Here is a 22,907-nt window from a genome sequence, read left to right on the forward strand (position 1 = left end):
CCGCCGTCGGCCTGCGCGGCCGGGACGGCGACGGCGGACAGGGTCAGCGCGCCGGTTATGACAGCGACAGAGGCGCGGATGCGCATGAATGGTCCCCTCGTTGAAAGAACACGGCCCTCGCCTGGGCGGCGGGCCGTGCCCCCTGCTCGTTCACGTCTGCGGGACCTGATGGCCCCCGTGAGGTGGGACAAGAGATGAGAGCAAAAGGTTGCAGAAGATGTGAAAATAATCTGGACGTGTCGTAGGGGCGTACGGCATGAGGCCCGGCCGGACGGCGACGGTACGACGCGGGCTCGTGTCCGGGTCATCGGACGGTGAAGTCGGCCGCCTCGGTGTCCAGGGTCGTGGCGCCGTCCTGCGCGGTGGCCAGCACGGCGACGTGCCAGACACCGCGCGGAGACGCCTCGGCGTCGGCACCGGTGATCTGCGCGGTGTAAGTGCAGCGCAGGGTGTCCTGCCGGGAGGGCTTGCAGACGGCCGGCTCCGCCGCGGCCATGTCCTGGGCGGTCAGGCCCCTCTCGGCGAAGGACGAATCCTGCGGCCAGGCCAGCACCTTCACGCCCTTGCCCCCGGAGGACGCCGGGACATGGGTGACGAAGACCAGGGAGCCGTCGCGGTCCCCGTGGGGAGCGGTGTAGCGGACGGTGCTGTACGCCGGCGCCGGAGTCCGCTCCCCCGCATGGGCGAAGACGAAGGCACCGGCACCACCGAGGACAACGACACCTGCGGCCACGGACAGAGCGATACGACGGGACATGGGAATCTCCATAAATTTTCTCAGCACTGGATCGGGTCGGCGCCACGTGACCGCGTCGCTGCACCGATACTCGCCGCCCGAGGGTCACCGGTGATGAGCGCGCATACTCAGTCCAACCTGAGTAAGCCGTGGGAGCTCACGGGTTCTCCCTGTATGGCGGGGATCACATTGGCGGGAGAACCCGCGGCCCGGCCCGGGCGTCTGGCAGGCGTGATCTCAGTCTGTGCAGCGCTGCACGAGGTGGACGAGAAGTGCCATGGCGCATGCGCTCTCCTGCGAGGGCGGTGCGCTCGACGCGCTGAACGGCGGTGCGTCCCGGTGAGATGGCTGATGCTGTACGCGCGCTCCCGCCAGGTACCCGCGTCGCTCGCCGCGGTGGTGATCAGCGCGGTGGCGCTGTGGGCACTCGCCCTGAACGGGGGCGAGGGGCCCGGTGATCCACGGCTGCCCGTGCTCTTCCTCGCCACGGGGGCGATGGTGACCTCGATCGGGCTCGGCGGGCAGGACCTCGCGCTGGACCGGACGGCCGCGATCCGATGGGCGCCCCGCAGAGCGGCGCATGTGCTGCTCGCGGGCGCGGTCGTCGCCGCGACGCTGCTGACGGTGCGTGCCATGGGCGAGGACATGACCACCACCGCGTTCGTCGTCCGGGACGGCGCGGGTCTGACGGGACTGGCCGCCCTGGGCACGGTGCTCCTGGGCGGCCGGTACGCGTGGACGGTCCCGTTCGCCTGGCTCTCCTACTCGATCTTCGCCCCGCCCCCGACGAGTGTGCCGATGGAGGTGGCGTCCTGGTTGCTGCTGCCCTCCGGCACGGCGGCGGGCACCTGGACGGCCCTGGTCCTCATGGCCGTCGGCACCGCGGCCTACGCCGTCGCGGGACCGAGACGGTAACCGGACCGGACCGCCGAATCAGCCCGCCGGACCGGGACACGGCCGTGGCAGCGCGAGGCTCGCGACCGACCGCGTCAGGTCAGCTCGTCCACGAGCAGGTCCATCAGCAACCCGTCCTGCCACGTGCCGGTCCGGTGGTCGCGCCAGTACGCTCGCATGATTCCCACGGGTTTGAACCCGACCTTGCTGTAGCAGCGGATCGCCGCGGCGTTGGCCGCGGCGGGATCGATGGTCAACCGGTGATGGCCGCGTTCCCGCAGCAGCCAACGGGCCAGCGTGCGCACGGTGTCGGTGCCGAGCCCCTTCCCGTGATGGCTCGCGCTCAGGAAGATGTCGATGCCGGCACGGCGGAACTCGGGGTCGGTCTCCTCGTCGAACTGGACTGCTCCGATGACCTCACCTCCGAACACGACGGCCAGCATGTCCTCGTAGTCGTCCAGGGGCGACCACCACGCTGCCACTTCCGGCTCTCTTACGATCCTGTCGAGGACTTCGGAATCCCCGTCTGTCGTCGTGCGCAGCACGACCTTGTCCCCACGCAGTTCCATGACCTCATTCTTCCCGAGCGGTGACGTCACCCCATGTCACCGCCCATGTCGACCGTCATTGCCCTGGGCGACCGTGAACCCGGACCGAGGACCCAGCCCTGCCCTGCCCTGCCCTGCCCTGCCGAGGCTGACACCGCGAGTCCCGGTGACCCATGTGCCCCCACGAAGTACAAGGCAGGCCGGGCTCATTGGTGTAGGTGAGCAAGGGACTTGTCGTTCACAGGGTAGGGGCGTTCATGGGGCAGGAGTTGCTGTGCACCGCCCAGGTCTCCCTCTCGTACATGGGTGTGGATCGTGTGGGAAAGGCGCGTGATGTCGGTTACGGAGACAATCCACTCGTCGGCGTAGAGATGTGCGGCTTCGCCGGTGAGGCCGAGCTGGAGTGACCGGTGGGGATACGGCTGAAGGCGTAGGTCGCGTTCGGGGTCCCATTGCACCCGAGCCGGAGCCCGCTTCAACTGGCGCTTCCAGATGGCGCGGTCAGCGTGGAGCCCGCGCTCGTAGTGGGACAGGCAGGCGTGTGCCAGCGCCCACTCGAAGCCTTCACGGGTGATCTCGACGGCGAGGACGGTTTCCTGGCCTTCCTTGGTACCCCATCCGCAGCGGTACATCATCCACAGGAACGACGGCTTGATCCATGTCATCCGGTCTCGTTGCCAGACCGCCGGGAAGAGGCCGTCCCGGGCCGCTGGCAGACCGATCTCCGGCGCGTACGCCTGGTAGACGGTGACCGTGGAATCCGTGTACTGAGCGCGGATCTGATACTTGGGTTCTGCCACGAGAACCAGGGTGGACACACTGTTTCGCGCGCGCCATCGAATTATCACGGCTGCGTGGCGCCGAGCCTCCGGCATCGGACTCGTTGCCGCAGCGGGGACAGATGGCCGCCGTCGGCCAGCCACCCTCCCGGAACACCTCGTCGTCGTATCCGCAGACCCGGCCGATGGTCTCGGTGCCGTCTTCCACGCTCATCTCGACTTCCGCGCTGGTCTCAACCGCAGCCTACCGACCGAAGGTCCCGGTGGGCTCCACGATCGTGCGCGCGCGTCACGCATCAGCACGCGGCAGGGGCCCGCAGAAGGGGGCCCGGTCGGCTGCGCCGGCGCTGTCGGCGGGCGCGTCATGGCCTGGGCCGGCAAGCCAGACACCCGATGAATCTATCCCTGTGGACAGTTCAGACGGCACTGTAAGCATGCGGCGGCGACCGCGTGCTCAACACCCCTGCCAGAACAAAAGCGTTGGTACGGCACGCTTGCGCAGACTCTTGACAGGAAGGGGCGGGCAGCCCGACCATTCACCAAACATGGGATGTAAGCGTGCGGTCCAGGCCCTCAGCCCGCCGGAGACACCTCTCAGACGCACGCGAGTCTTCCAGCGGACGCAATACCCGTTCGTCCTTTACCGCTCGGGCCCCCGCGTCTCCCGACGCCGGGACGCCCTTGACGAATGTTCGTGCTGTCCTGGCCTCCACGCCAACCTTCCGGTCACTCAGAGTCATCTCATACCCGCACATGGGAAGGACCCGCCTGTGTCACCACAAGGTTCGATCGCGCGGAGGCTGCTGCGCCGCGTCGGCCCGATCGCAGCAGCCCTCGGTCTGATTCTGACGGCACCCGTGGTTCAATCCGCCGCTGCCGCGCCCTCCGTGACGCTCTACGCGTCGCCGTCCGGGGCGGGCTCGACCTGTTCCTCCTCGGCCCCTTGTTCCCTGTCCGGCGCCCAGCAGGCGGTTCGCGCCCATCTCGCCGCGGAGAGTTCCGCGGACGTCACCGTACTGCTGGCCAACGGTGTGTACCGCTTGTCGAACACCTGGTCCCTCGGCCCGGCGGACTCGGGCACGCCGGGCCACCCGGTGGTGTGGAGGTCCGCGCCAGGGGCGCGTCCGGTGATCTCGGGGGCCTCACAGGTCACCGGATGGACGCAGCGCGGAACGAGCGGGGTGTGGTCCGCTCCGGTACCCACCACCAGTAACAGCCGGCAGTTGTACATCGACGGCCAAAAAGTCCCGATAGCGCAGGCGACCCCGGCCGGCCTGGGCTTCCGGGGCTCGTGGACCGGAACGTCGACGGGCTACACGATCTCCGGCGACCCGGCGGCGATGGCCTGGTTCGGCTCGCTGACCGCGAGCCAGGTGGCGGGAGTCGAGTTCGGCTACCCCGGTGGTAACGGGCCGTGGACCGAGTCGAGATGCCGCGTGGCGAGCTTCTCCGCGGCGGCCGGAACGCTGAGGATGAGCCAGCCGTGCTGGACCAATGTGACCGCCCGGGCGTCCTACTCCCAGGCCAGCGGCGGCCTGCCGTCCATGTCGCCCCAGACGATGCCCGCGCGCATCGAGAACGCGCAGGCCCTGCTCGGTTCCGGGCAGTGGTACCTGGACGGCGCCGGCGGCACGCTGTACTACAGGCCTTCCGCGGGCCAGCAGATGTCCGCCCTCGACGTGGAACTTCCGCGCCTCGAAACCCTGGTCCAGGGCGCCGGTACGCTCGCCGCCCCCATCCACGACATCACCTTCAGCGGTCTTCAGTTCTCGTTCGCGACCTGGAACGCTCCCTCCACCAGCTCCGGGTTCTCCGACGTGCAGAGCAATCTGCGGATGACCGGCGCGAACAACCAGGGCATGTGCACATTCTCCAATCCCGCGGGAAGCTGCCCCTGGGGATCGCTGACCCAGCCCCTGGCGAACGTCTCGTTCACCGCTTCCAGGAACATCACGCTCACCGGCAACCGGTTCGCCGGACTCGGCGGAGCCGGACTGGGCGTGATGTACGGGGCGACCAACACCCTCGTTCAGGGCAACGAGTTCACCGACATCGCCTCCACCGGGATCCTCCTCGGCTGCACCTACGACCCGCTGCCGACCAATCCGGCCGACGCCGCGGGGATCAAGCAGAACTGCACCCCCAACGGAGCGAGTGAAACCGCTGCCATCGGCACCAACGAAATCCTGACCGGCACCACCGTGGCGGACAACGTCATCCACCACATCGGTACCGACTACTCCTCGGCCAGCGGTATCACCCTGCTGTTCTCACGGAACACGACCATCACCCGGAACAACCTGTACGACCTGCCCTACACCGGCATCACCGCCGGAGTCATCCAGGGTCACGTCAATCAGGCGAGCACCCCGCAGAACACCACCAACATCAACAGCTCGAACACCATCAGCAACAACATCCTCCATGACTACCTGTCCGTCCGCAGCGACGGAGGCGCCGTCTACGTCGAGGGGCACCAGGCGCAGTACGTGTACCAGGCGGACGGGACGACGATCGACCCGGTGCAGACTCTGGCCAAGGGCCTTCAGGTCACCGGCAACATCGCCTACAACGGCCCCACGACCAACTTCACCTACTACAACGACGCCGGCTCGGAGTGGATCAACTGGCAGGGGAACATCGCCTTCCGCGCCGGTGACAAGGCACACGGCGGCTGCAGCCCGACGGGCCACTTCTGGATCACCGGCAACTACTTCTCCGCCGGCATCCAGTCGTACCCGTGCGCCCAGCCCGTCGACACCCACGCGAGCGGGAACACGACCATCCCGGCGAATCCCAGGCCGACCGACCTTCCCAACGCCCTGCTGCGCGCTGCGGGCACGGGCTCCGGCTCCTTCACGCCGGTCCTCTCCGTCCCGGCGAAAATCTTCTACGTGTCGCCCACGGCCAACGCGACGGAGGTCCTCGTCGCCGGTGAGGGCTTCGGCCCGACAACGCCGGTCTACATCGGCACCACCCCGGTCGCCAATGTGACCCGCCTGTCCAGCGGATTCATGATCGTCCCGATTCCGGCCGGCACCTCGGCCGGGCAGATCTCCGTCACTCCGCAGGTCCCCGGATCCATCCGGCTCAACGACGACGACAGCACGATCGCCTACAGCGGCTTCTCGTACGCGGGCGGCCGTTCGTACGGCGACTACCAGAACGACGTCCACTACGCCACGGCGAACGGGTCGACCGCCTCACTCACCTTCACCGGCACCAAAGTCACGGTGTACGGCGAGCAGAACACCGACCAGGGAAACATCGGCATCAGCATCGACGGCGGACCGCAACAGGTCGTCAGCACACTGCCGAGCGACGGCGTACGGCATGCGAACGTCGCGGTGTACACGTCCGGTCTGCTCTCCTCGGGCAGACACACCATCGTGGTGACCAAGCTGTCCGGTCAGTACAGCACCCTCGACGGATTCACCGTGTAAGGGCGAGCGAACCGGTTTCGACGCGGCACCGACCGTTGGAATCCGCTGCCCCCTGCCGCGCGGCGAATTCGAGGGGGCGGCGGACGGCCACCCGCCTTCGATGAAGAGCGCGACCCTCGTCATCCGGCTTCGAGCAGGATGACGAGGGTCGCGGTGGTGGCGGTGATCCGACTCCGCCCGTGAGTGCCCGGATCAGTCCTCTCCCGTCTTCCGGCAGACGGAAGGGGAGAAGTAGACGGTCCCCCCGACCACCGGGGCCGTGCTCGGTCGTCCTTCCTCGTCGGCCGGGGTCTCCCGCCCGGGCACGAAGTCGGGCATGGCGGGACAATTCAAGGGCAGTGAGGTTGGCGGGGGCTCGTTGTCCGATCCGCAGGCGAGTCGCGGAGCCTCAAGGGGACAGGTCGGCAAGTCGCTCGAGGGTGAGGGAACGTGCTCATGGCTGAAACCGCGCAGGATTTCGACTTCGTGGTGGTGGGGGCCGGCACGGCGGGTTCTGTGCTGGCGGCACGTTTGTCGCGGGACCCGGCTGTCCAGGTGCTGCTGATCGAGGCGGGACGGGCCGAGGGGCCCCCGGCGATGGCCGTTCCGGGCGCCTGGTTCAGCCTGTGGGGCAGTGAGGTGGACTGGGGGTTCCGGACCGTCGCACAGACGGGGCTGAACAACAGGGAAATCGTCTACCCGCGCGGCAAGGTGCTGGGAGGCTCCAGCGCCATCAACGCGATGATGCACGTACGCGGCCATCCCGCGGCCCTCGACGCGTGGGAGGTCCGCGGCTGGGGAGCCGCCGATCTGCTGCCGTACTACCGGCGCAGTGAGCACACCCAGGGACTCGACCCCGCCTACCGGGGAACCGGAGGGCCCGTGCGCCCCAGGCCCGTGGACGTCCCCCACCCCGCGTCCCGGGCGGCCTTCGAGGCATTCCGGGACCTCGGCATCCCCGTGTCGGACGACATCAACGGCGCGGACCCCGAGGGCATCGCCTGGACGGAGCTCACCGCGGCCGACGGGGTCAGGCAGTCCGCCGCCGACGCCTATCTGACACCCGCCGCAGGCCGCCCCAATCTCACCGTGGCCACCGACACCCTGGTGGTGGGGCTGACCTTCTCCGGCGATCGGTGCACAGGTGTCCGCCACGTCAGGGGCGGGGTCGCGTCAGAGGCGAGAGCCATCCGTGAGGTGGTGCTGAGCGCCGGAGCTGTCGGTTCGCCGCACCTGCTGCAACTGTCCGGGGTGGGACCCGCTGACATGCTCCGCGAGCACGGCATCGAGGTCGTCCTCGATCTGCCCGGAGTCGGCGCCCATCTGTCCGACCACCCTGTGGCAGCGGTCACCTACGCGGCGGACATGCCACCCGGCGACAGCAACCACATCGATGTCTTCGCCGCCGTACGCAGCAGCGAGGACATCTCCCGGCCGGACCTGCACATCCTGTTCATGGACGTGCCGCTGGCACCGCCCGACCTCGCCAGTGGCTACACCATGGTTGTCGGCCTGCTGTCGCCGTACAGCCGTGGTTCCGTCTCCCTGGTCGCGGGAGCCCCGGATGTCGCGCCCGCCATCGATCCCGGCTTCCTCACGGACCGACGGGACGCCGACCGCATGATCGCCGGTCTGCGCCTGGCACGTCAGGCGGGCAGCGCGAAGGCCCTCCAGCCCTGGCGCGACCACGAGGTGCTCCCCGGTCCGGCACTGCGGAGCGACGACGACCTGTATGCCTACCTGCGCGAGGGAATCATTTCGTACGGTCACACCGGAGGCACGTGCCGGATGGGGACCGACGCCGCCGCGGTGACCGACGAGCACCTGCGGGTGAAAGGGATCGAGGGCCTACGGGTGGTCGATGCCTCGGTCATGCCGACGCTGCCCGAGGCCAACACCAACGCGACCGTCCTCGCGATAGCCGAAAAGGCCGTGGACCTGATAACCGGAGCCCCACCCGCTTCATGACACCGCCGCACGGCCCACCCGCAGCCGCCACAACCCGGCCCGCTCAGCACCGGCCGCCGCATCGCCGGACCCACCCCTGGTCTCTGTGGCGCTCGTCACCGCCCTGGCCGCCGTGGCCGCCATCAAACCCCACCGGCCACCGTGCGGGCAGGCGGTCGACGGCCCGCGCCAGCACCGGACCTCCCCCGAACTCAGACCCGTCTCCCCCGCCGAGCCGCGCAAGACGTGTGGCGCTTCGAGTTGGATCACCGTCATGTGACGCTCGATTGCGACATCACGCGCGCCTAGCGTCTTCTCACGTCAGGGTCTCGATGAACAGGGGATTCCCATGGTGTGGCGCGCGGCTCGTCCCGGGACGGTGCGGCCGATGATCGGCCGCTTCACCGAACGCGAAGCTATCGAACAATTGCTCGATTCGACACGGGACGGGCTCGGCGGCGTCCTGGTGCTCATGGGCGAGGCCGGGATCGGCAAGACGCGGCTGCTGGAACACGCGGCTGCCCGAGCCGCCGGTGTCGATGTCGGGCTGACACGGCTGGTCGGCGTCGAAGCCGAGCAGCTTCTGGGCTACGGCGCGCTGCACCGGCTCCTGCGGCCCCACCTCAACCGCATCGACCGGCTTCCCGCCGGACAGCAGGACGCGTTGAACGCGGCACTCGGCCTGGCCGACATCTCGCACTCGGACCGGTACCTCGTCGGTCTGGCGACCTTGGCGCTGCTGTCCTCCGCGGCCTCGGAGCTGCCGATGCTCTGTCTGATCGACGACGTCCACTGGCTCGATCGGGAGTCGGCCGAGACATTGGCCTTCGTCGCCCGGCGGCTGCACGCCGACTCACTGGGCTTGATCTTCGCGGCCAGGAACGACCTCGCCGACCACAGACTGTTCGCCGCCATGCCTTCCTTGCATGTCGGCGGGCTGCCCGCCTCCGACGCCCGGGAGCTGTTGTCCCTCGCCGTCGGCGGGCACCTGGACACGGCGGTCGCGGACGGCATCGTCGCCGGCACCGGCGGCAATCCCCTGGCACTCATCGAACTGGCGTCGCGTCTCGGTGCCGAGCAGCTGGCCGGTGTCGCGCCGATGCCCGAGCCGCTGCCGGTGAGCAGGCTGCTGGAGGAGCACTTCCGGCAGTCGGTGGCCGCGCTGCCGTCGGACACCCGGACGCTGCTCCTTCTCATGGCCGCGGCGCCGACCGACGACATGGCGGTGGTCTGGCACGCGGCGGGCGTGCTGGGCCTGTCGGCCAGGTCCTCAGTCGCGGCGGTCGAGGCCGGGGTCCTGGACCACGGCGCCGGCCTCGGGTTCCGGCATCCGCTCATCCGATCCTCGGTCTACGCGGCGGCTTCCGGGGACGACCGGCGGCGGATCCACGCCGCCCTTGAGGAGGCCAGCGATCCGGTCCGTGTCCCCGACCGGCGGGCCTGGCATCGTGCCCAGGCGGCCCTCGGCCCCGACGACGCGGCGGCAGCGGACCTGGACGCCGCGTCGGACTGGGCCCGGGCCAGGGGTGGATACTCCGCCCAGGCGTTGTTCCTGTCCAAGGCGGCGGAGCTCACCGTCGACCGGACCGAACGCGCTGAGCGCTATCTCGCCGCGGCCCAGGCCCATCTGACCTCCGGCGACCGCGCCGCGGTGCACCCCTTGCTCGACCTCGCCGTACCAGCCCTCCGAAGCCCCTCCGCCCGCGCCCGAGCGCTCAGGATCCGGGCCACGGCAGAGCTCTTCGACACCGGCAACAACGGTGTCCCCGCCATGATGCTCGACGCCGTGGCCGAACTCGCCGACGCGGATCCCCGCATGACCTGGGAACTGCTCTACGAGGCCATGCACGCCGCCGTCATCGCCCGGGACCCCATGCACCGCACGACCTTGGCGGACGTGGCCAAGGCCGCGGTCGTGACCCCGCACCGCCCGGACGCCCCGGCTTGGAGCCCCGACCCGCTGATCAAAGGCCTGGCTCTCCGTACGGCGTACGGCTACGAGAGCGGCGTGGCGACGATCCAGGAGGCCCTGGCGAGGCTGCGGGCCTCGGCCGAACTGCACGACGTGGCGAGCCCGCTCAGCATCATCGTGAGCCTCGCGGCGGACGACGTGTGGGACATCGAAGCATCCGTCGAGATCGTCGGCCGGCTCGCCGCCGCGGACCGAAGCCAGGGAGCGCTGTACGGCCTCAGCCTGTCCTTGGCGGTCCTGGCGTACACCGAGATCCTCAACGGGCGGCTGACCGCGGCGGACGCGCTCTTCGCCGAGGCGGACGACTACGCCACCGCCATCGGACTGACGACGCAAGGAGATCTCAACAGGGCCTTGCTGTACGCGTGGATGGGCAGGGAGAACGATGTGCGCGCCGTTGTGGCGATGATGGAGGTCGTCGCCACGACATACGGACTGGGCATGCTGCGCCAGCTGGCACTTCACGCGCTCTGCGTTCTCGACCTGGGTATGGGGCGCTATGACGAGGCGCTGCGCCACGCGCTGCCGATCTACGAGGAGGACGTGCCGTCGCAGGGCAATCTCGTGCTGCCGCTTCTCGTGGAAGCCGCCGTCCGCGCGGGCGACCGGGACACCGCGGCGCTTGCCCTGAAGCGGCTCGAAGACCGCGCCCGGCTCGCCGGAACGCCGTGGGCGCTGGGGCTCCTGGCCCGATGCCGGGCCCTGGCGGACGAGACGGCCGACGCCGAGAAGTGGTATCGGGAGTCGATCGACCTTCTGGCCACAGTCCCCCTCGCCGCGGAACACGCACGGTCACGCCTCTTGTTCGGTGAGTGGCTCCGCCGGCGCAGGCGCCGGTCCGAGGCCAGGATCCATCTGCGGGCCGCGTACGAGTCCTTCGACGCGTGGGGCGCGTCACTGTTCGCCGAACGAGCCCGGATCGAGCTGCTCGCGACTGGGGAGACGGCGCGCAGACGCGTCCCGGAAACCAGATTCGATCTCACTCCCCAGGAACGACAGGTGGCCCTGCGGGCCGCTTCGGGACTGACCAACGCCGAGATCGCCTCCCGGCTGTTCATCACGACCTCGACGGTCGAGTTCCATCTGAACAAGGTGTTCCGCAAACTCGGGCTCACCTCGCGGAGGCAGATCGCCGCCGCACTCGGTCGGCCGGGAGCCGAGGGAGGTCTCTCGTCGTCGGACACGGCCTAGCTAGGCCACGGAGGATCGGCGTCGTCGACGGCCCGGCCGTACTCGGGCGACTCCGACAACGCGGCGAGGTGCCGTGCAGGCGTTCCGGGCCCGCGAAGACCGGCCGGACAGGGCCTAGTTTTGTCCAGCCCATGGTGGACAGCGGACGCCGTCAACCGAATGATCGTCGGGTGAGCACGACCAACGGCCGGTGTCTCGTCGGGCGCGACGACGAGCTGCGATCCCTGTTCGGGTACCTGAACGAGGTCGATTCGAAGGGGCGCGCGATCGGCCTGTTCGGAGAGCCCGGTGTGGGCAAGAGTGCTTTGCAGGCAGAGGTCGTGGAGCACGCGCGGTCCGCCGGATTCACCGTGCTCACCGCGCGGGGCAGTCAGTCCGAGACGCGCATGCCGTTCGCCGGCCTCCATCAGCTGCTGCGGCCCCTGCTGCCCCGCGCCGGCCGGCTTCCGGCCGTGCAGCGCGACGCCCTCCTCGCCTGCTTCGCCATGGGGGAATCGACCGAGGTGCAGCCGTTCTTCACATCCTTGGCGGTTCTGGAGCTGCTCGTCGACTCGGCGGGGCACACGCCGGTCCTCGTGTGTCTCGACGACCTCCACTGGATGGACCAGCCGTCCATCGACGTGTTGGCCTTCGTCAGCCGTCGCATCGCCGGTGAGCGGGTGATCGTGCTGTGCACATCGCGACCCGGGTCGCCGCCGTTCGCCGACGCCGACACGATCGAGTGGGTGGAGCTGGAAGGCATCGACGAGGCCGCGTCGGCCGCGTTGCTGGACGCACGGGCGCCACGGCTCGTCCCGACCGTACGCGAGCGCGTACTGCGGGAGGCCCGCGGCAATCCGCTCGCCCTGGTCGAGTTCGCGGGTGCGCTGGAGTCGGGTCGGTACACGTGGACCGAGTTCGACCAGGACCTGCCCATGACCACACGCCTGGAACGCACGTTCGCCCGGCATGCCGAGCACCTCGCCCCGGCCGTGCGCGCGGTTCTGACCATTGCCGCGGTCGACGACGGCGACGATCTCGACGACGTCCTCGCGGCCGCGGGGATCCTGTTCGGTTCGCCGGTCGACCTCGTCATGGCGCAGCCCGCCTTCGAGCAGGGGCTCTTGACCGTGCTCGGCGAGCGGTACCGGATCGCCCACCCGCTGGTCGGTTCGGCCCTGCGGCAGGGCATGCCGCCGGCCACACGTCTGCGGGCGCACGCGGCGCTCGCGCGCGTGCTTGCCGATCAGCCGGACCGCGCGACATGGCACCGGGCCTCCTCGGTGTCAGGACGCGATGAACACATCGCGGCCGAGCTGGAACGGGCGGCCGAGAACGTCCAGCGCCGTGGTGCGGTCGCCTCGGCCGCCGCGTGGCTGGAGCGGGCGGCCGCGCTGAGTCCGGACCCGCGGTCGCAGGCCGCCCGTCTGCTCAGCGCCGCGGAGCTCGGTTATCAGCTGGGCCGGTACCGCCAGGTCGAGCAGATCAAGGCGCAGGTCACGGGGATGACACTCCGGCACCGGGACCAGTCGCGGCTGGCCGCGCTCGAAGGCGTCTTCCACGACGGCTCCACGGGTGAGCCCGCGGAAGTACGTCATCTGGTGGGCCTGGCGCAGCACGCCATCGGCGCACAGGACGTCGGCCTCGCCATGCGGCTGCTGGTCGGCGCGGCCCGGAGGGTGTGGTGGCGCGATCCCGGTCCGGCGGTGCGGCAGGAGATCGTCCGGGCCGCCCAGCAGGTGAGCCTGCCGGCCGACGACCCCGGGCTGCTGGCCATCTACGCCCTTGCCCAGTCCGACGAGCAGAGGCCGGTGGTCGTCGAGCGGCTCGCGCGGTGGCCGGCGGACGCCGGCGGACGACCGGATCTGGCCGGCCTGCTGGGCATCGCCGCGTTCTGCACCGGCGATTTCCGCCGTGCCGTCGCCTTCCTGTCCACACCCGTCCAGGAGCTGCGCGCGCAGGGCCGTATGAGCCTGCTCGCCGAGGCGCTGGCGATACGGGCCTGGGCCGAGGTCTACCTGGGGGTCTTCGACGCGGCACGCTCGGCCGACGAGGCCATGCGACTCGCGGACGAGACGGGTCAGTCGCTGTGGGCCGCCACCGCGCGCATCGCCGTGGCGTTGATCGACGCGGTCCGCGGCGGCCGGGACACCCGCCACGATCTGCTCTCGGAGGCCGAGCACGTGGCGCTGCGGACCCCGAATGCCGCGTCGTCCCTTCTGGCCGCCGTGCAACTGACCCGGGGCGTCTGCGAGTTGGGTGCGAACCGGCACGAGCAGGCGTACGGCGAGCTTCGCCGGGTGTTCGCGCCCGCCGATCCCGCGTTCCAGCGGACGCAGCAGGTGTGGACACTCAGTTACTTGGCCGACGCCGCCGTCCGCGCCAATCACCGGGCCGAGGCGAGATCCGTGTTGGCCTCCGTCGAACGGATCGCGGGTGCCTGCCCGCCCACGGGAGCGGCCATCGCCCTGGAGTACTCGAGAGCGGTGCTGGCCGACCGCGCCTCGGCCGAGTCGCTCTTCCAGGCGGCCATGGCCGGTACGGCTCGCGAGCTGCCCTGGCATCGGGCCCGCGTCGAGCTGGCCCACGGCTCGTGGCTGCGGCGGCAACGACGCGTCGTCGAGTCCCGTGGACCGCTGCGGGCGGCGAGGGGCACGTTCGACGCCGTGGGTGCTCGCACGTGGGCGCGGCGAGCCGACCAGGAGCTCCGTGCGACGGGCGAACGCGGATGGCAGCCGACGTCGAGCCCGCGCGAGCTGCTTTCGCCGCAGGAGACCCAGATCGCCGAGCTGGCCGCGCGGGGGTTGTCCAACCGCGAGATAGGACAGCGGCTGTTCCTGTCGCACCGGACGGTCAGCTCGCACCTGTACCGGATGTTCCCGAAACTCGGCATCGCCTCCCGCCATCAGCTGGCCGCCGCCCTGGCGGACCGCGGCGATCAGCCCCCGCCTCGGCCGCCTTCGGTCGGTTGACGCCCGCCACTGCTCGGGCGGGGGTCGTTCTCCTTCCGGACGAAGCCGGCCGGACCGCGCCAAGGCCGCACGGTCCCGCCGATCGGTGGCCGTCGGGTCGGCGGGCAGCGGCGGCGCGCGGGATCAGAGCGTGTCGGTCATGCCTCCGTCGATGACGAAGTCGGCGCCCGTGACATTGCCCGAACACCGCCCGGCCAGGAACAGGACCAGGTCGGCCACTTCGGAGGGCAGGGTGAAGCGGCCGGTGACGGCGTCGGCCGCGGCGGTCTCGGCGACGGTGCCCGGATCGAGGCCCAGACCGGCGCCCACGGTCGCGGCCACCCCGTCCGCGCCCTTCCACAGCGCCGTCTCGACCGGGCCCGGGCTCACCGAATTGACGCGCACGCCCTGCGGGCCCACCTGCTTGGACAGCGCCTTGCAGAAGTTGGACAGGGCCGCCTTCGCGGCGCCGTAGTCGATGACCAGCGGGTCGGGAAGCCGGGCGTTGACCGAGGAGACGGTGACGATCCGGCCGTCGCCGGACGCGATCAGGTGCGGCAGCGCGCTGCGGGTGGCTCTGACCGCGGCCATCACGTTGACCGTGAAGGTCCAGTCCCAGTCCGCGTCGGTCGTGGCCAGGAAGCCGTCGACCCGTGGCCGCACCGCGCCGACGTTGTTCACCAGGACGTCGAGCCCGCCGTACAGCCCGGCCGCCGCGGCCACGAGGGCGCCCGGGCCGTCGGGGGTGGCCAGGTCGGCCTCCACGACGGTCAGCTCGGCGCCCGCCTCGACCAGGTCGTCGAGTTCCTCGGTACGTTTCCTGGTCCCGGCGACGACACGGGCCCCGGCCGCCAGGAGGCCCTCGGTGACCGCCAGGCCGATACCGCGTCCGGCGCCGGTGACCACGGCCCTTTGACCGGCCAGGCCCAGGTCGAAGGCGGGAGCGGTCACCGGGAGGTCTCCAGGCTCTGCCGCCGAAGCCAGGCCAGCGCCGCGTCCGCGACCTCGCGCCAGCCGGCGTCGATCGTGAGCGAGTGCCCGCGGTCGGGGAAGCTCACGAACTCGGTAACGGCCTGCGAGTGCCGGTACTGCTTGAGCGTGGCACGGGTGACGGCCTCGGGGACGGTGTGGTCCTTGCCGCCGGACATCAGCAGCATCGGACCACGCCCGGAGTTCGCGGTGTCGACCTTCGCCGGCGAGTGGGGGTTGAAGTTCGCCGCGGCGGCCTCGAACAGCGGCTTGCCCGGCGCCGGGATGGTCCACTGCCCGTACAGGGCGTCGGACTCCTCCTCGGTCAGGGCGTTGCCGAACGCGAAGCGGAACTGCTCGGCGGTCAGGGACACGGCGCGGTGCTTGTTCGCCGGGTTCCTGAACACCGGCAGCGTCGCCCGCAGCGCGGACAGCGGCAGCGGCAGGACCCCCTTGATCTGGGCCGCGTCGATCGCCACGGCGGCTGCGGCCAGGTCCTGGCCGAGCAGCTTCTGGGCGATCATGCCGCCGAAGGAGTGACCGACGAGGATCGGCGGCGTCTCCATGCCGCGGATGATCGCCGCGTAGTGCTCGACGACGTCGTCGATGCCGTGGTCGGCGATGCTCTCCGGGTTCTGCCGCGCCTCCTCCACGGTGTCGGGGTCGCCGGGCCAGCCCGGCGCGGACGGAGCGTAGCCCTCCTTGCGGAACAGGTCGATCCACGGCTGCCAGGACGTGCTGTGCAGCCACAGGCCGTGGATGAAGAGGACCGGGATCGGACTGGTCATGACGATGGGGCCTTTCTCTGGAGCGGAATCCGCGGACGCGGGTTCGTCGGTGTCGTCGGTGTCGGTGCGGGTGTCAGGGGTGGATGCCGAACGGGCCGAGCAGCCCGCTGTCGATACGGAAGGACTCGACCAGGGCCGCCGCGTTGTCGAGGGTGAACACGTCGGCGGCGGCGAGGACCCCGGTGTACTTGGCGACGACCGGTGCGGCGGCCTGGGCCGCCACCGCGTCGAGGTACGTCTTGAAGATCGCCCACGAGTTGCCCTGCGGGTGGTACTTCTCGAAGTAGGGCGTGGGGTCCAGGTTCATCGACGCCCGCGTGGAGGCTTCGAGATCGGCCATGTAGGCGCGCTGGAGGTCGCCGTCCGCGCGCACACCGAGGCGGCCGAGATGGCCGCCGACGAGGGTCCGCCACGGGTACCCCATGGCGATGTCCTGCGCCCGCAGCCAGGCCGGGATGTCCTGGGAGACCGCGAGGTTCTTGAACGGCACCCAGCCCGGGTAAAGGATGTCGACGACCATCAGGGTCCTGTGTTCCGGGGCGTGGATGAAGATGTTGTCCGGGCTGTGGTTGGGGCCGTGGTAGGCCAGCTCCAGGCGCTCGCCGCCGACATGGAGCGTGTAGCGGTCCTCGAAGGTGACGGTCGGCGCCGGACGGTTCGGGTCGTTGTCGCGCCGCAGCAGGCGCCGGCATTCGGCGTGGCCGATGCGCACGACGTCCTTGCCGAAGATCGACGAGGCCCCGATGTGGTCGGCGTGCGAGTGCGAGTAGACCAGGTGCGTGACCTTCGCCGGACGGCCGTTGGCCCGCGTCACCTCGGCGATCGCCCGCAGGAGGTTGTGCCCGATCGTCGGCGGCGCGTCGACCAGGACGACTCCTTCCCGGGTGCTGAGGAACATCGCCTGGTAGAAGCCGTCGGTGACCCAGTGGAGGTTTCCGCCGATCCGGCCGACGAAGTACCCCGAGTCGTTGAGCTCCGGACCGATCGCGGCGGCCGGTACCGGTGCGAAGTCGGGAAGGCCGGGGGCGTCGCTCGCGTCGGCGGTGCCCTCCAGGGCACCGCCGACGGCAACTGCGAAGGGCAGCGCGGCGGCCGTGCGCAGCAGGGTCCGGCGGTACGCCGTGGCGGCGTTCCAGGGCATCGGTTTCATGGACTTGCCTTTCCGGATCGAAGACGCGGCGCCGAGCGGTTCAGGCGCTCGCGGCGGACCGTCCACCGTGCCGGGCACGATCGCGGCCATCGCGGGCCCGGCCGCGGTGAGGCCCATGACGGGCGTCCATCGGCGTTCCACTCGGCTGCCAACAGGACAGCAGCCGGCCCGGTCCGTTCGAACCGGGGTAGGACCCCTGTCCTGGTACGCCGCGGTCGCGTGGCACGGCTGGGGATCGGCCCCGGTGCGAAGCCGGTGCGAAGCCGGTCCGAAGCCCGCCCGGAAGAGCTGATCGCCGGGTCGCGCGGCCGGATGCGACCCAGGGCGATCCTCGCGTCGCAGGCGGTGGACCTTCGAGGTTGGCACGGGCCTTGGGTGCTCATGACCTGGCCCCAGCTCACCTCGGGTGCGTCCGGCGGATCGCGGGCGCGGCGGCTGCGGCTGCGGCTGCGGCATTACGGCAAGCCGCGAAGCCCGCCTACGCGGAGCACTGCCGCGCCGCCGGCATCTGCACGGTGGCCGCGCTCGTGCGCATCGCGACGGCCCGACGCGGCCGACTTCGGCCGGACAGGGCCGCGTGACTGGAAGCCAGGCGCGCCGAAGAGCAGGCCGAATCGGGCGGCACGGCGAGTGCGGAGAGGGCGACCGGGTAAACCCGCGCCGTCTCCGATGCCCGGCCCGCCGGCTCGACGAGTGTGTGCTCCGAGCCCGCTGTCACGGCCCTGACCACCCGGCCCGCGGCCCCCGTCCGCTCAGGAGTCCGCCCGGGAGCTCGCCGTACGTCGCGGCCGGACCTGCCGCGCGCAGCGCGCCCAGCAGGGCACGAGTGAACAGACCTCGCCTCCGGCCGCCGAACCGGCCCTCGTAGGTTCGAGCGGTGTGCGACGGTCGACGGGGTACGCGTTGATACCTGTGAGCAGGACGTAGACGGCGCGCCCATCCGGACACCGCTCACCGCTCTCCGCTCACCGGTCCGTATAGACGCGGACCTGCTGCGGGCGGACGACGCGCTCGTCCATCCGGTAGCCGTGCCGCGCCACTTCGGCGACCTCGCCGCTCTGCTCCGGGGAGGGCGCGGCGATCGCCCCGACGGCCTCCTGGATCTCGGGGTTGAACGGGCCGCCGGTGAGGGGGATGCGGGTCATGCCGTACTTCTCCAGGAGAGCCAGCAGCTCCGCGGCGACCGAGCCGGCGAAAGTGTCGTCCAGCGCGGCCTGCCGCTCGGCCCGGTCGACGAGGAGTACGAGGTCGTAGAGCAGCGGCTGCACGATACGGCCCTCGGCGGCCTTGCGCGCGTGGTCGAGCTCGGTCAGCAGCCCGTCGAGACCGCGGCGGGCCTCCCGGTCGTTGAGCAGCCGGCGGCGGAACTGGTCACCGAGTGCGGCCAGTTCCTCGCGCATGCCGTCGACCGCGTCGGCCACGACGGCGAACGGGTCGGGCTGCGGCGCCGGGCCGGTCCGCGGATCCGGCGGCGGCCCCGCCGGATCCGCGGGTTGCGGGACGGGCGGCACATCCGGCTGGGGCACGGGCGGCGGAGTGGTCATGAGACTCTCCTGGTCTGCGGCTTCTGATATGAGGGCAGGTCGTTGTAGGTGTGCCGCCAGCGCGGCTTGATGCCCATCGCGATCGGCAGCCCGAGGAATCCGGCCAGCGACAGCAGGCTGAGCGCCGACGGGAGCACGGCCGTGAGCATGAAGCAGACGGGCATGACCACGGCCATGCTCGTGTGCCAGCGCCAGGTCCTGGTCAGTGCCTTGCGCGCGTCCGTCCGGTAGGCGGTCAGGTGGTTGAGGAGCCCGACGTCCGTGATGCCGACGGCCAGCGCCTGGTCCACGCAGTGCGTCACCATCGCGGCGCTGGACTCCGCGGCGACGACGTAGCGTTGTCTGATCGGGTGCCAGGTCATGGCGCCCTCGGCGCGGAGCGACCAGATCCGGCCGATCTGGTCGCGGATGTCCGCGTCGCCGGGCCGCTTCGCCAATGCCTGCTCGTAGTTGCTCAGCGCCTCGTCGAAGCGCCTGGCCTGGTAGAGGCTGTTGGCGGCGGTGACCCGGAAGTCGACGTCGTCAGGCGCGAGCCGCGCCGCCTCCAGATGCCAGTCGGCGGCGGTGAACCGGCCGCCGAGTCGCTCGTGCACCCAGGCGATCAGGGTGTGGGTGAGCGCGTCGTCGGGGTACAGCGCGAGGGCCCGCCGGAACTCCTGCAACGCGTCGCTCAGCCGGCCTTGGTCGGCGTGGACGGCACCGAGCAACCGCCACGCGTCGGCGTTGGCGTCGTCGTGGTGCACGGCCTGCCGCAGCTCGTACAGCGCGCCCTCGTCGTTGCCCTGGTCGATCAGCCTGCGGGCGTGCCCCACCCAGTCCCGGCCGCCCTGGGTGGACTGCGGCCGCGGCCCCGGCGCCGACTCCGGTGGGAGGGGGCCCTGCCGCGGCTGGTCCAGCCTGCGGTCGTAGGTGTGGCGCCGGGCGCGGTCGAGCAGTTCCTTCCGCGCCTGGGAGATCAGCTCGACCTTGTCCTCGGCCTCCCGGCGCCTTTTGGCGTCGGGAGCCCGGCTGGCACGGCTCGACCAGGTGCGGAAAGCCCGGTCGAGCTGCCCGGAGACCTGGTCCGCGGTCGCGGACCGGTCGATGCCGAACTCCGCGTAGTAGTCGGGGATGTCGTCGGTCGTCATCGCTGCCGGCTCCGGCTGGAGGATCGGGACCTAGAGGGTCGGGATGCGGGCGACGCGGTCACCGAGCTCGGCCAGCTCGGCGGGGCCCAGGTTGTCGGGGCGCTCGAGCTCGAACTCGCCGAGCCACTTGCCCGTCGTGCCGTCCTTCACCTCGACGTGGATGATGCCGTCGACGTCGTAGGAGTAGAACACCTCGAACGGCGCGCCCACCGGGTACTGCGGGATGTCGATGCTGCTCTCGCCCACCGTCTTCACATACGCCAGATCCTCGTCGTCACCTTCCGTCACCTGTACTCTGAGCCGCCGCTGCCGGTCGACGAGGGTGTGGAAGGTGTCGCTCTTCTTGGCCGGCACAGGCGTGTTGTGCGGGATGATCACCGCGTTGTACTCGACGTCGTGGTTCTCCACGCGGACCGCGACCATGCCGAGAGACTGCGAGGTGACGTCCTTGATGGACCTCACCTTCCCCTTGGTGAGGCGGGCCAGACCGTCGCCGAGGGCGGACTCGACGCTCGCCCCGCTGCCGACGTACTTGCGCTTCTCCTTCGCCTCCTCGGCGCGCACCGCAGCGTCCAGCGCTATCAGCGCGGCGCCGAGCGCGACCACCTCGTCCTCGGCGATGCCGCGCTCCGGCTCCCTGCCGTAGAGCCGCCGGATCAGCTCCCGCACCATGGGCATCCGGGTGGAGCCGCCCACCAGCAGTACCCGGTCGATGTCGTCCCAGCCGAGCCCGGCCTCCTCCAGCACACCCTCGGTGATGATGCGGGTGCGATCGAGAAGCTCGGCGGTGATCTCCTCGAACTTCTCGCGGGTCACCCGGATCTGCTCATGGCGGCCTCCCGCCGAGAGCATCACGACGGCCTGCGGGGCGTTGGAGAGGGTCCGCTTGGCGATCTCCGCCTTGTCGCGCAGTTCGGCCTGCAGGCCGCTGTCCTCATTGAGGTCGGGACCGCCCGAGGCCATGAACGCGCCGTTGAGGTGGTTCATCAACGCGCCGTCCCAGTCGAAGCCGCCGAGATTGCGGTCCCCGTCGGTGGCGATCACCGTGTAGTCGCCGTCCTCGACCCGCATGACGGTGATGTCGAAGGTGCCGCCGCCCAGGTCGTAGACGAGCACGGTGCCGATCCGCACACCGCCCTCCCCGTCTTCCTCGCCATCCCCGGAGGACCGGTCGAGGCCGTAGGCCAGCGCGGCCGCGGTGGGCTCGTTGACGATACGCAGCACCTCGAGCCCCGCGAGCCGTCCGGCGTCCTGCGTCGCCTTGCGCCGGACATCGTCGAAGTACGCGGGTACGGTGACAACCGCCTGCTCGACGGGCTCGCCGAGCATCATCTCGGCGTCCTCCTTGAGGCGTTTGAGCAGCAGAGCGGCGATCTCCTCAGGCCGGTACGGCGTGCCGGACTCCGAGTGGTAAATGGGGTTGGCCTCCCCCATGTAGCGCTTGACAAACTGCACCACGTGGTCGGGAGCCGTGGCCGCGGACCGCTTCGCCTGGGAGCCGACGACGACGGTGTCGCCCTGGAACATCACCACCGACGGGGTGATGTTCTCGCCCTCCCGGTTGCGGACGATGGAGGGGCTGCCCGACCGGTCGGCGACCGCCACGGCGCAGTACGTCGTCCCGAGGTCGATGCCCACCACTCGCGCCACCGCTGATTCCCCCTTTACGCGTGCGGAACTGCCGACAGCCGCAATCATGCCCATTCCAGGGCCAGTTGACCGCTCGCTTCGGCGAAAACCCTTCGCCGCTCCGGCCAAGCCCCGTTCCGTAACCGACCTCACCACGACTCACCGACGGCCGACACACTTCACGGACACGCCCTAGCGGGTGCCCGCCGACGAGGGGTTCGCGGTGAGAAACGCGGTTCCCAGGGGGGTGAGGGTGTGCATCACTTCGTTTCCTCGGCGGACAGTGGTGATCAGGTTCGCCTCACGCAGGACCGCGGTGTGCTGGCTCGCGGAGGGCTGGGAGAGACCGGCGCGCCGGGCGAGTTCACCGGTGGTACAGCCGTCTTCGACCAGGCGCAGGGCGGCGGCCCTGCTGGCCCCCAGCAGGCGGGCGAGTGGGTCCTCCTTGCCTGACGCGCGGCCGGCGGGCGCGGCGGGGTCGGTGATCCAGCCGGGTTCCAGGTTTACGGGGTAGACCAGGACCGGAGGCAGGCCGGGATCCACGAAGGTGACCGGGGTGCGCCAGCAGAACACCGAGGGCACCAGGAGCAGGCCCCGCCCGGCCAGGTGGAGGTCGCGGTCGACGGGATAGTCCGCTTCCAGTACCGGCGGCGACCAACGCAGGATGGGCCTGAGGCTGTTGAGCAGTCCGTCCACGCCATGGTTGAGCAGGGCCCGCGCGCGTACGGCCCGTTCGGCGTCGACCGCGGAGTGCAGACGGTGCCAGACAGGGGTGAGAACGGCACGGTGGTAGCCGTGCAGCGCGTCAGCGAGTTCGCCCAGCGCGGTCGGGTCCGCGTCGGCCAACGGGCGGGCCCAGTGCGGGGCGTCGGGCAGGACCGCCAGATCCCGGCGTATCCGTTGCGGGCGCAAGGACAGCACCGCGTCGATACCGGCGGGCAGGCCCTGGGCCGCCTGGGGCGGAGTGAGGAAATCGGGGAAGTCCCCCACCGGGGGCGCCAGGTAGCGGATCAGCCGCCGGTGGGAAGCGGGTAAACGGCGCAGCCCTGTCCGCGCGTGGACACGCCAGGGGCCGAACACGGCCTGGCCGGTGGTACCTGCGAGCTGAGCGGCGCTCAGCACGATCTCCCACATCACGTCCGGTCCGCCGGCCACCTGCACCCGGGCCAGATCCTGCGCCGTGAAATGCACCCTGAGCCCCACAGATCCCGCCCCCCGAATGGCCCTGTGTGTTTCCAAGCGCCGCACGCCCGTCTGACCAGCCTCTATTGGCAGAGACTA

Annotated in this window: 15 protein-coding genes; 5 read left to right on the forward strand and 10 right to left on the reverse strand. The window is 70.5% G+C overall.

Annotation, left to right across the window (positions count from 1 at the left end):
- Positions 1-304 precede the first annotated feature (304 nt).
- The gene (locus BFF77_RS10820; RefSeq protein ID WP_066946980.1) at positions 305-757 is read right to left on the reverse strand and encodes a DUF5707 domain-containing protein; all 453 of its coding nucleotides are present in this window, start codon (positions 755-757) and stop codon (positions 305-307) included.
- Positions 758-1,075: 318 nt separating this feature from the next.
- On the opposite strand from BFF77_RS10820, the gene BFF77_RS10825 reads away from it, so the two are divergent.
- Entirely contained in the window at positions 1,076-1,651 is a 576-nt protein-coding gene (locus tag BFF77_RS10825) for a hypothetical protein (RefSeq protein WP_066946983.1), read from the forward strand.
- Between the two features lie 74 nt (positions 1,652-1,725).
- On the opposite strand, the gene aac(6') is transcribed toward BFF77_RS10825, so the two are convergent.
- Positions 1,726-2,199, reverse strand: a complete 474-nt coding sequence (gene aac(6'), locus BFF77_RS10830; RefSeq protein WP_066946985.1) for an aminoglycoside 6'-N-acetyltransferase — start codon at positions 2,197-2,199, stop codon at positions 1,726-1,728.
- A 185-nt stretch (positions 2,200-2,384) separates the two neighbouring features.
- On the reverse strand, positions 2,385-2,978 hold the full coding sequence (locus BFF77_RS10835; RefSeq protein ID WP_066947027.1) for a DUF4291 domain-containing protein: 594 nt from the start codon (positions 2,976-2,978) through the stop codon (positions 2,385-2,387).
- A 749-nt stretch (positions 2,979-3,727) separates the two neighbouring features.
- Here BFF77_RS10835 and BFF77_RS10845 point away from each other — a divergent pair.
- The 4 genes from BFF77_RS10845 to BFF77_RS10860 all read left to right on the forward strand — a co-directional run bounded on the left by BFF77_RS10845 (position 3,728) and on the right by BFF77_RS10860 (position 14,440).
- Positions 3,728-6,400, forward strand: coding sequence for a hypothetical protein (locus BFF77_RS10845; RefSeq protein ID WP_141698413.1), 2,673 nt, complete (start codon positions 3,728-3,730; stop codon positions 6,398-6,400).
- 435 nt (positions 6,401-6,835) lie between these two features.
- Positions 6,836-8,347: a GMC family oxidoreductase gene (locus BFF77_RS10850; RefSeq protein ID WP_066946992.1), complete on the forward strand. Its 1,512-nt coding sequence runs from the start codon at positions 6,836-6,838 to the stop codon at positions 8,345-8,347.
- 367 nt (positions 8,348-8,714) lie between these two features.
- Positions 8,715-11,489, forward strand: coding sequence for a helix-turn-helix transcriptional regulator (locus tag BFF77_RS10855; RefSeq protein WP_169922648.1), 2,775 nt, complete (start codon positions 8,715-8,717; stop codon positions 11,487-11,489).
- A gap of 170 nt (positions 11,490-11,659) precedes the next feature.
- A complete protein-coding gene (locus BFF77_RS10860; RefSeq protein WP_066946998.1) occupies positions 11,660-14,440 on the forward strand; it encodes an ATP-binding protein in 2,781 nt (926 codons plus the stop codon).
- A gap of 123 nt (positions 14,441-14,563) precedes the next feature.
- On the opposite strand, the gene BFF77_RS10865 is transcribed toward BFF77_RS10860, so the two are convergent.
- From BFF77_RS10865 to BFF77_RS10895, 7 genes are all read right to left on the reverse strand, one after another.
- Positions 14,564-15,370 (reverse strand): SDR family NAD(P)-dependent oxidoreductase, encoded by an 807-nt coding sequence (locus BFF77_RS10865; RefSeq protein WP_066946999.1) that lies wholly within the window; start codon positions 15,368-15,370, stop codon positions 14,564-14,566.
- Positions 15,367-16,176 (reverse strand): alpha/beta hydrolase, encoded by an 810-nt coding sequence (locus BFF77_RS10870; RefSeq protein ID WP_066947002.1) that lies wholly within the window; start codon positions 16,174-16,176, stop codon positions 15,367-15,369. Before BFF77_RS10870 ends, BFF77_RS10865 begins: the two co-directional genes overlap by 4 nt.
- Positions 16,177-16,249: 73 nt before the next feature.
- On the reverse strand, positions 16,250-17,326 hold the full coding sequence (locus tag BFF77_RS10875; protein WP_066947029.1) for an MBL fold metallo-hydrolase: 1,077 nt from the start codon (positions 17,324-17,326) through the stop codon (positions 16,250-16,252).
- Between the two features lie 965 nt (positions 17,327-18,291).
- On the reverse strand, positions 18,292-18,870 hold the full coding sequence (locus BFF77_RS10880; protein ID WP_066947004.1) for a nucleotide exchange factor GrpE: 579 nt from the start codon (positions 18,868-18,870) through the stop codon (positions 18,292-18,294).
- Complete coding sequence (locus BFF77_RS10885; protein WP_066947007.1) at positions 18,867-19,997, reverse strand: tetratricopeptide repeat protein; 1,131 nt, start codon at positions 19,995-19,997, stop codon at positions 18,867-18,869. Before BFF77_RS10885 ends, BFF77_RS10880 begins: the two co-directional genes overlap by 4 nt.
- Positions 19,998-20,027: 30 nt before the next feature.
- A complete protein-coding gene (locus tag BFF77_RS10890) occupies positions 20,028-21,647 on the reverse strand; it encodes an Hsp70 family protein (protein WP_245703349.1) in 1,620 nt (539 codons plus the stop codon).
- 171 nt (positions 21,648-21,818) lie between these two features.
- Positions 21,819-22,817 carry an ArsR/SmtB family transcription factor gene (locus BFF77_RS10895; protein WP_245703350.1) on the reverse strand — a complete coding sequence of 333 codons (999 nt, stop codon included), beginning with the start codon at positions 22,815-22,817 and terminating at the stop codon, positions 21,819-21,821.
- Positions 22,818-22,907 lie beyond the last annotated feature (90 nt).

This window comes from Streptomyces lushanensis, assembly GCF_001700515.1.
Taxonomy (GTDB): domain Bacteria; phylum Actinomycetota; class Actinomycetes; order Streptomycetales; family Streptomycetaceae; genus Streptomyces; species Streptomyces lushanensis.

What these genes read in the sequence shown, in the direction of transcription:
- BFF77_RS10820 (WP_066946980.1), bottom strand. Translation starts at nt 757, where the DNA reads ATGTCCCGTCGTATCGCTCTGTCCGTGGCCGCAGGTGTCGTTGTCCTC.
- BFF77_RS10850 (WP_066946992.1), top strand. Translation starts at nt 6,836, where the DNA reads ATGGCTGAAACCGCGCAGGATTTCGACTTCGTGGTGGTGGGGGCCGGC.
- BFF77_RS10855 (WP_169922648.1), top strand. Translation starts at nt 8,715, where the DNA reads ATGATCGGCCGCTTCACCGAACGCGAAGCTATCGAACAATTGCTCGAT.
- BFF77_RS10870 (WP_066947002.1), bottom strand. Translation starts at nt 16,176, where the DNA reads ATGACCAGTCCGATCCCGGTCCTCTTCATCCACGGCCTGTGGCTGCAC.
- BFF77_RS10875 (WP_066947029.1), bottom strand. Translation starts at nt 17,326, where the DNA reads ATGAAACCGATGCCCTGGAACGCCGCCACGGCGTACCGCCGGACCCTG.
- BFF77_RS10880 (WP_066947004.1), bottom strand. Translation starts at nt 18,870, where the DNA reads ATGACCACTCCGCCGCCCGTGCCCCAGCCGGATGTGCCGCCCGTCCCG.
- BFF77_RS10885 (WP_066947007.1), bottom strand. Translation starts at nt 19,997, where the DNA reads ATGACGACCGACGACATCCCCGACTACTACGCGGAGTTCGGCATCGAC.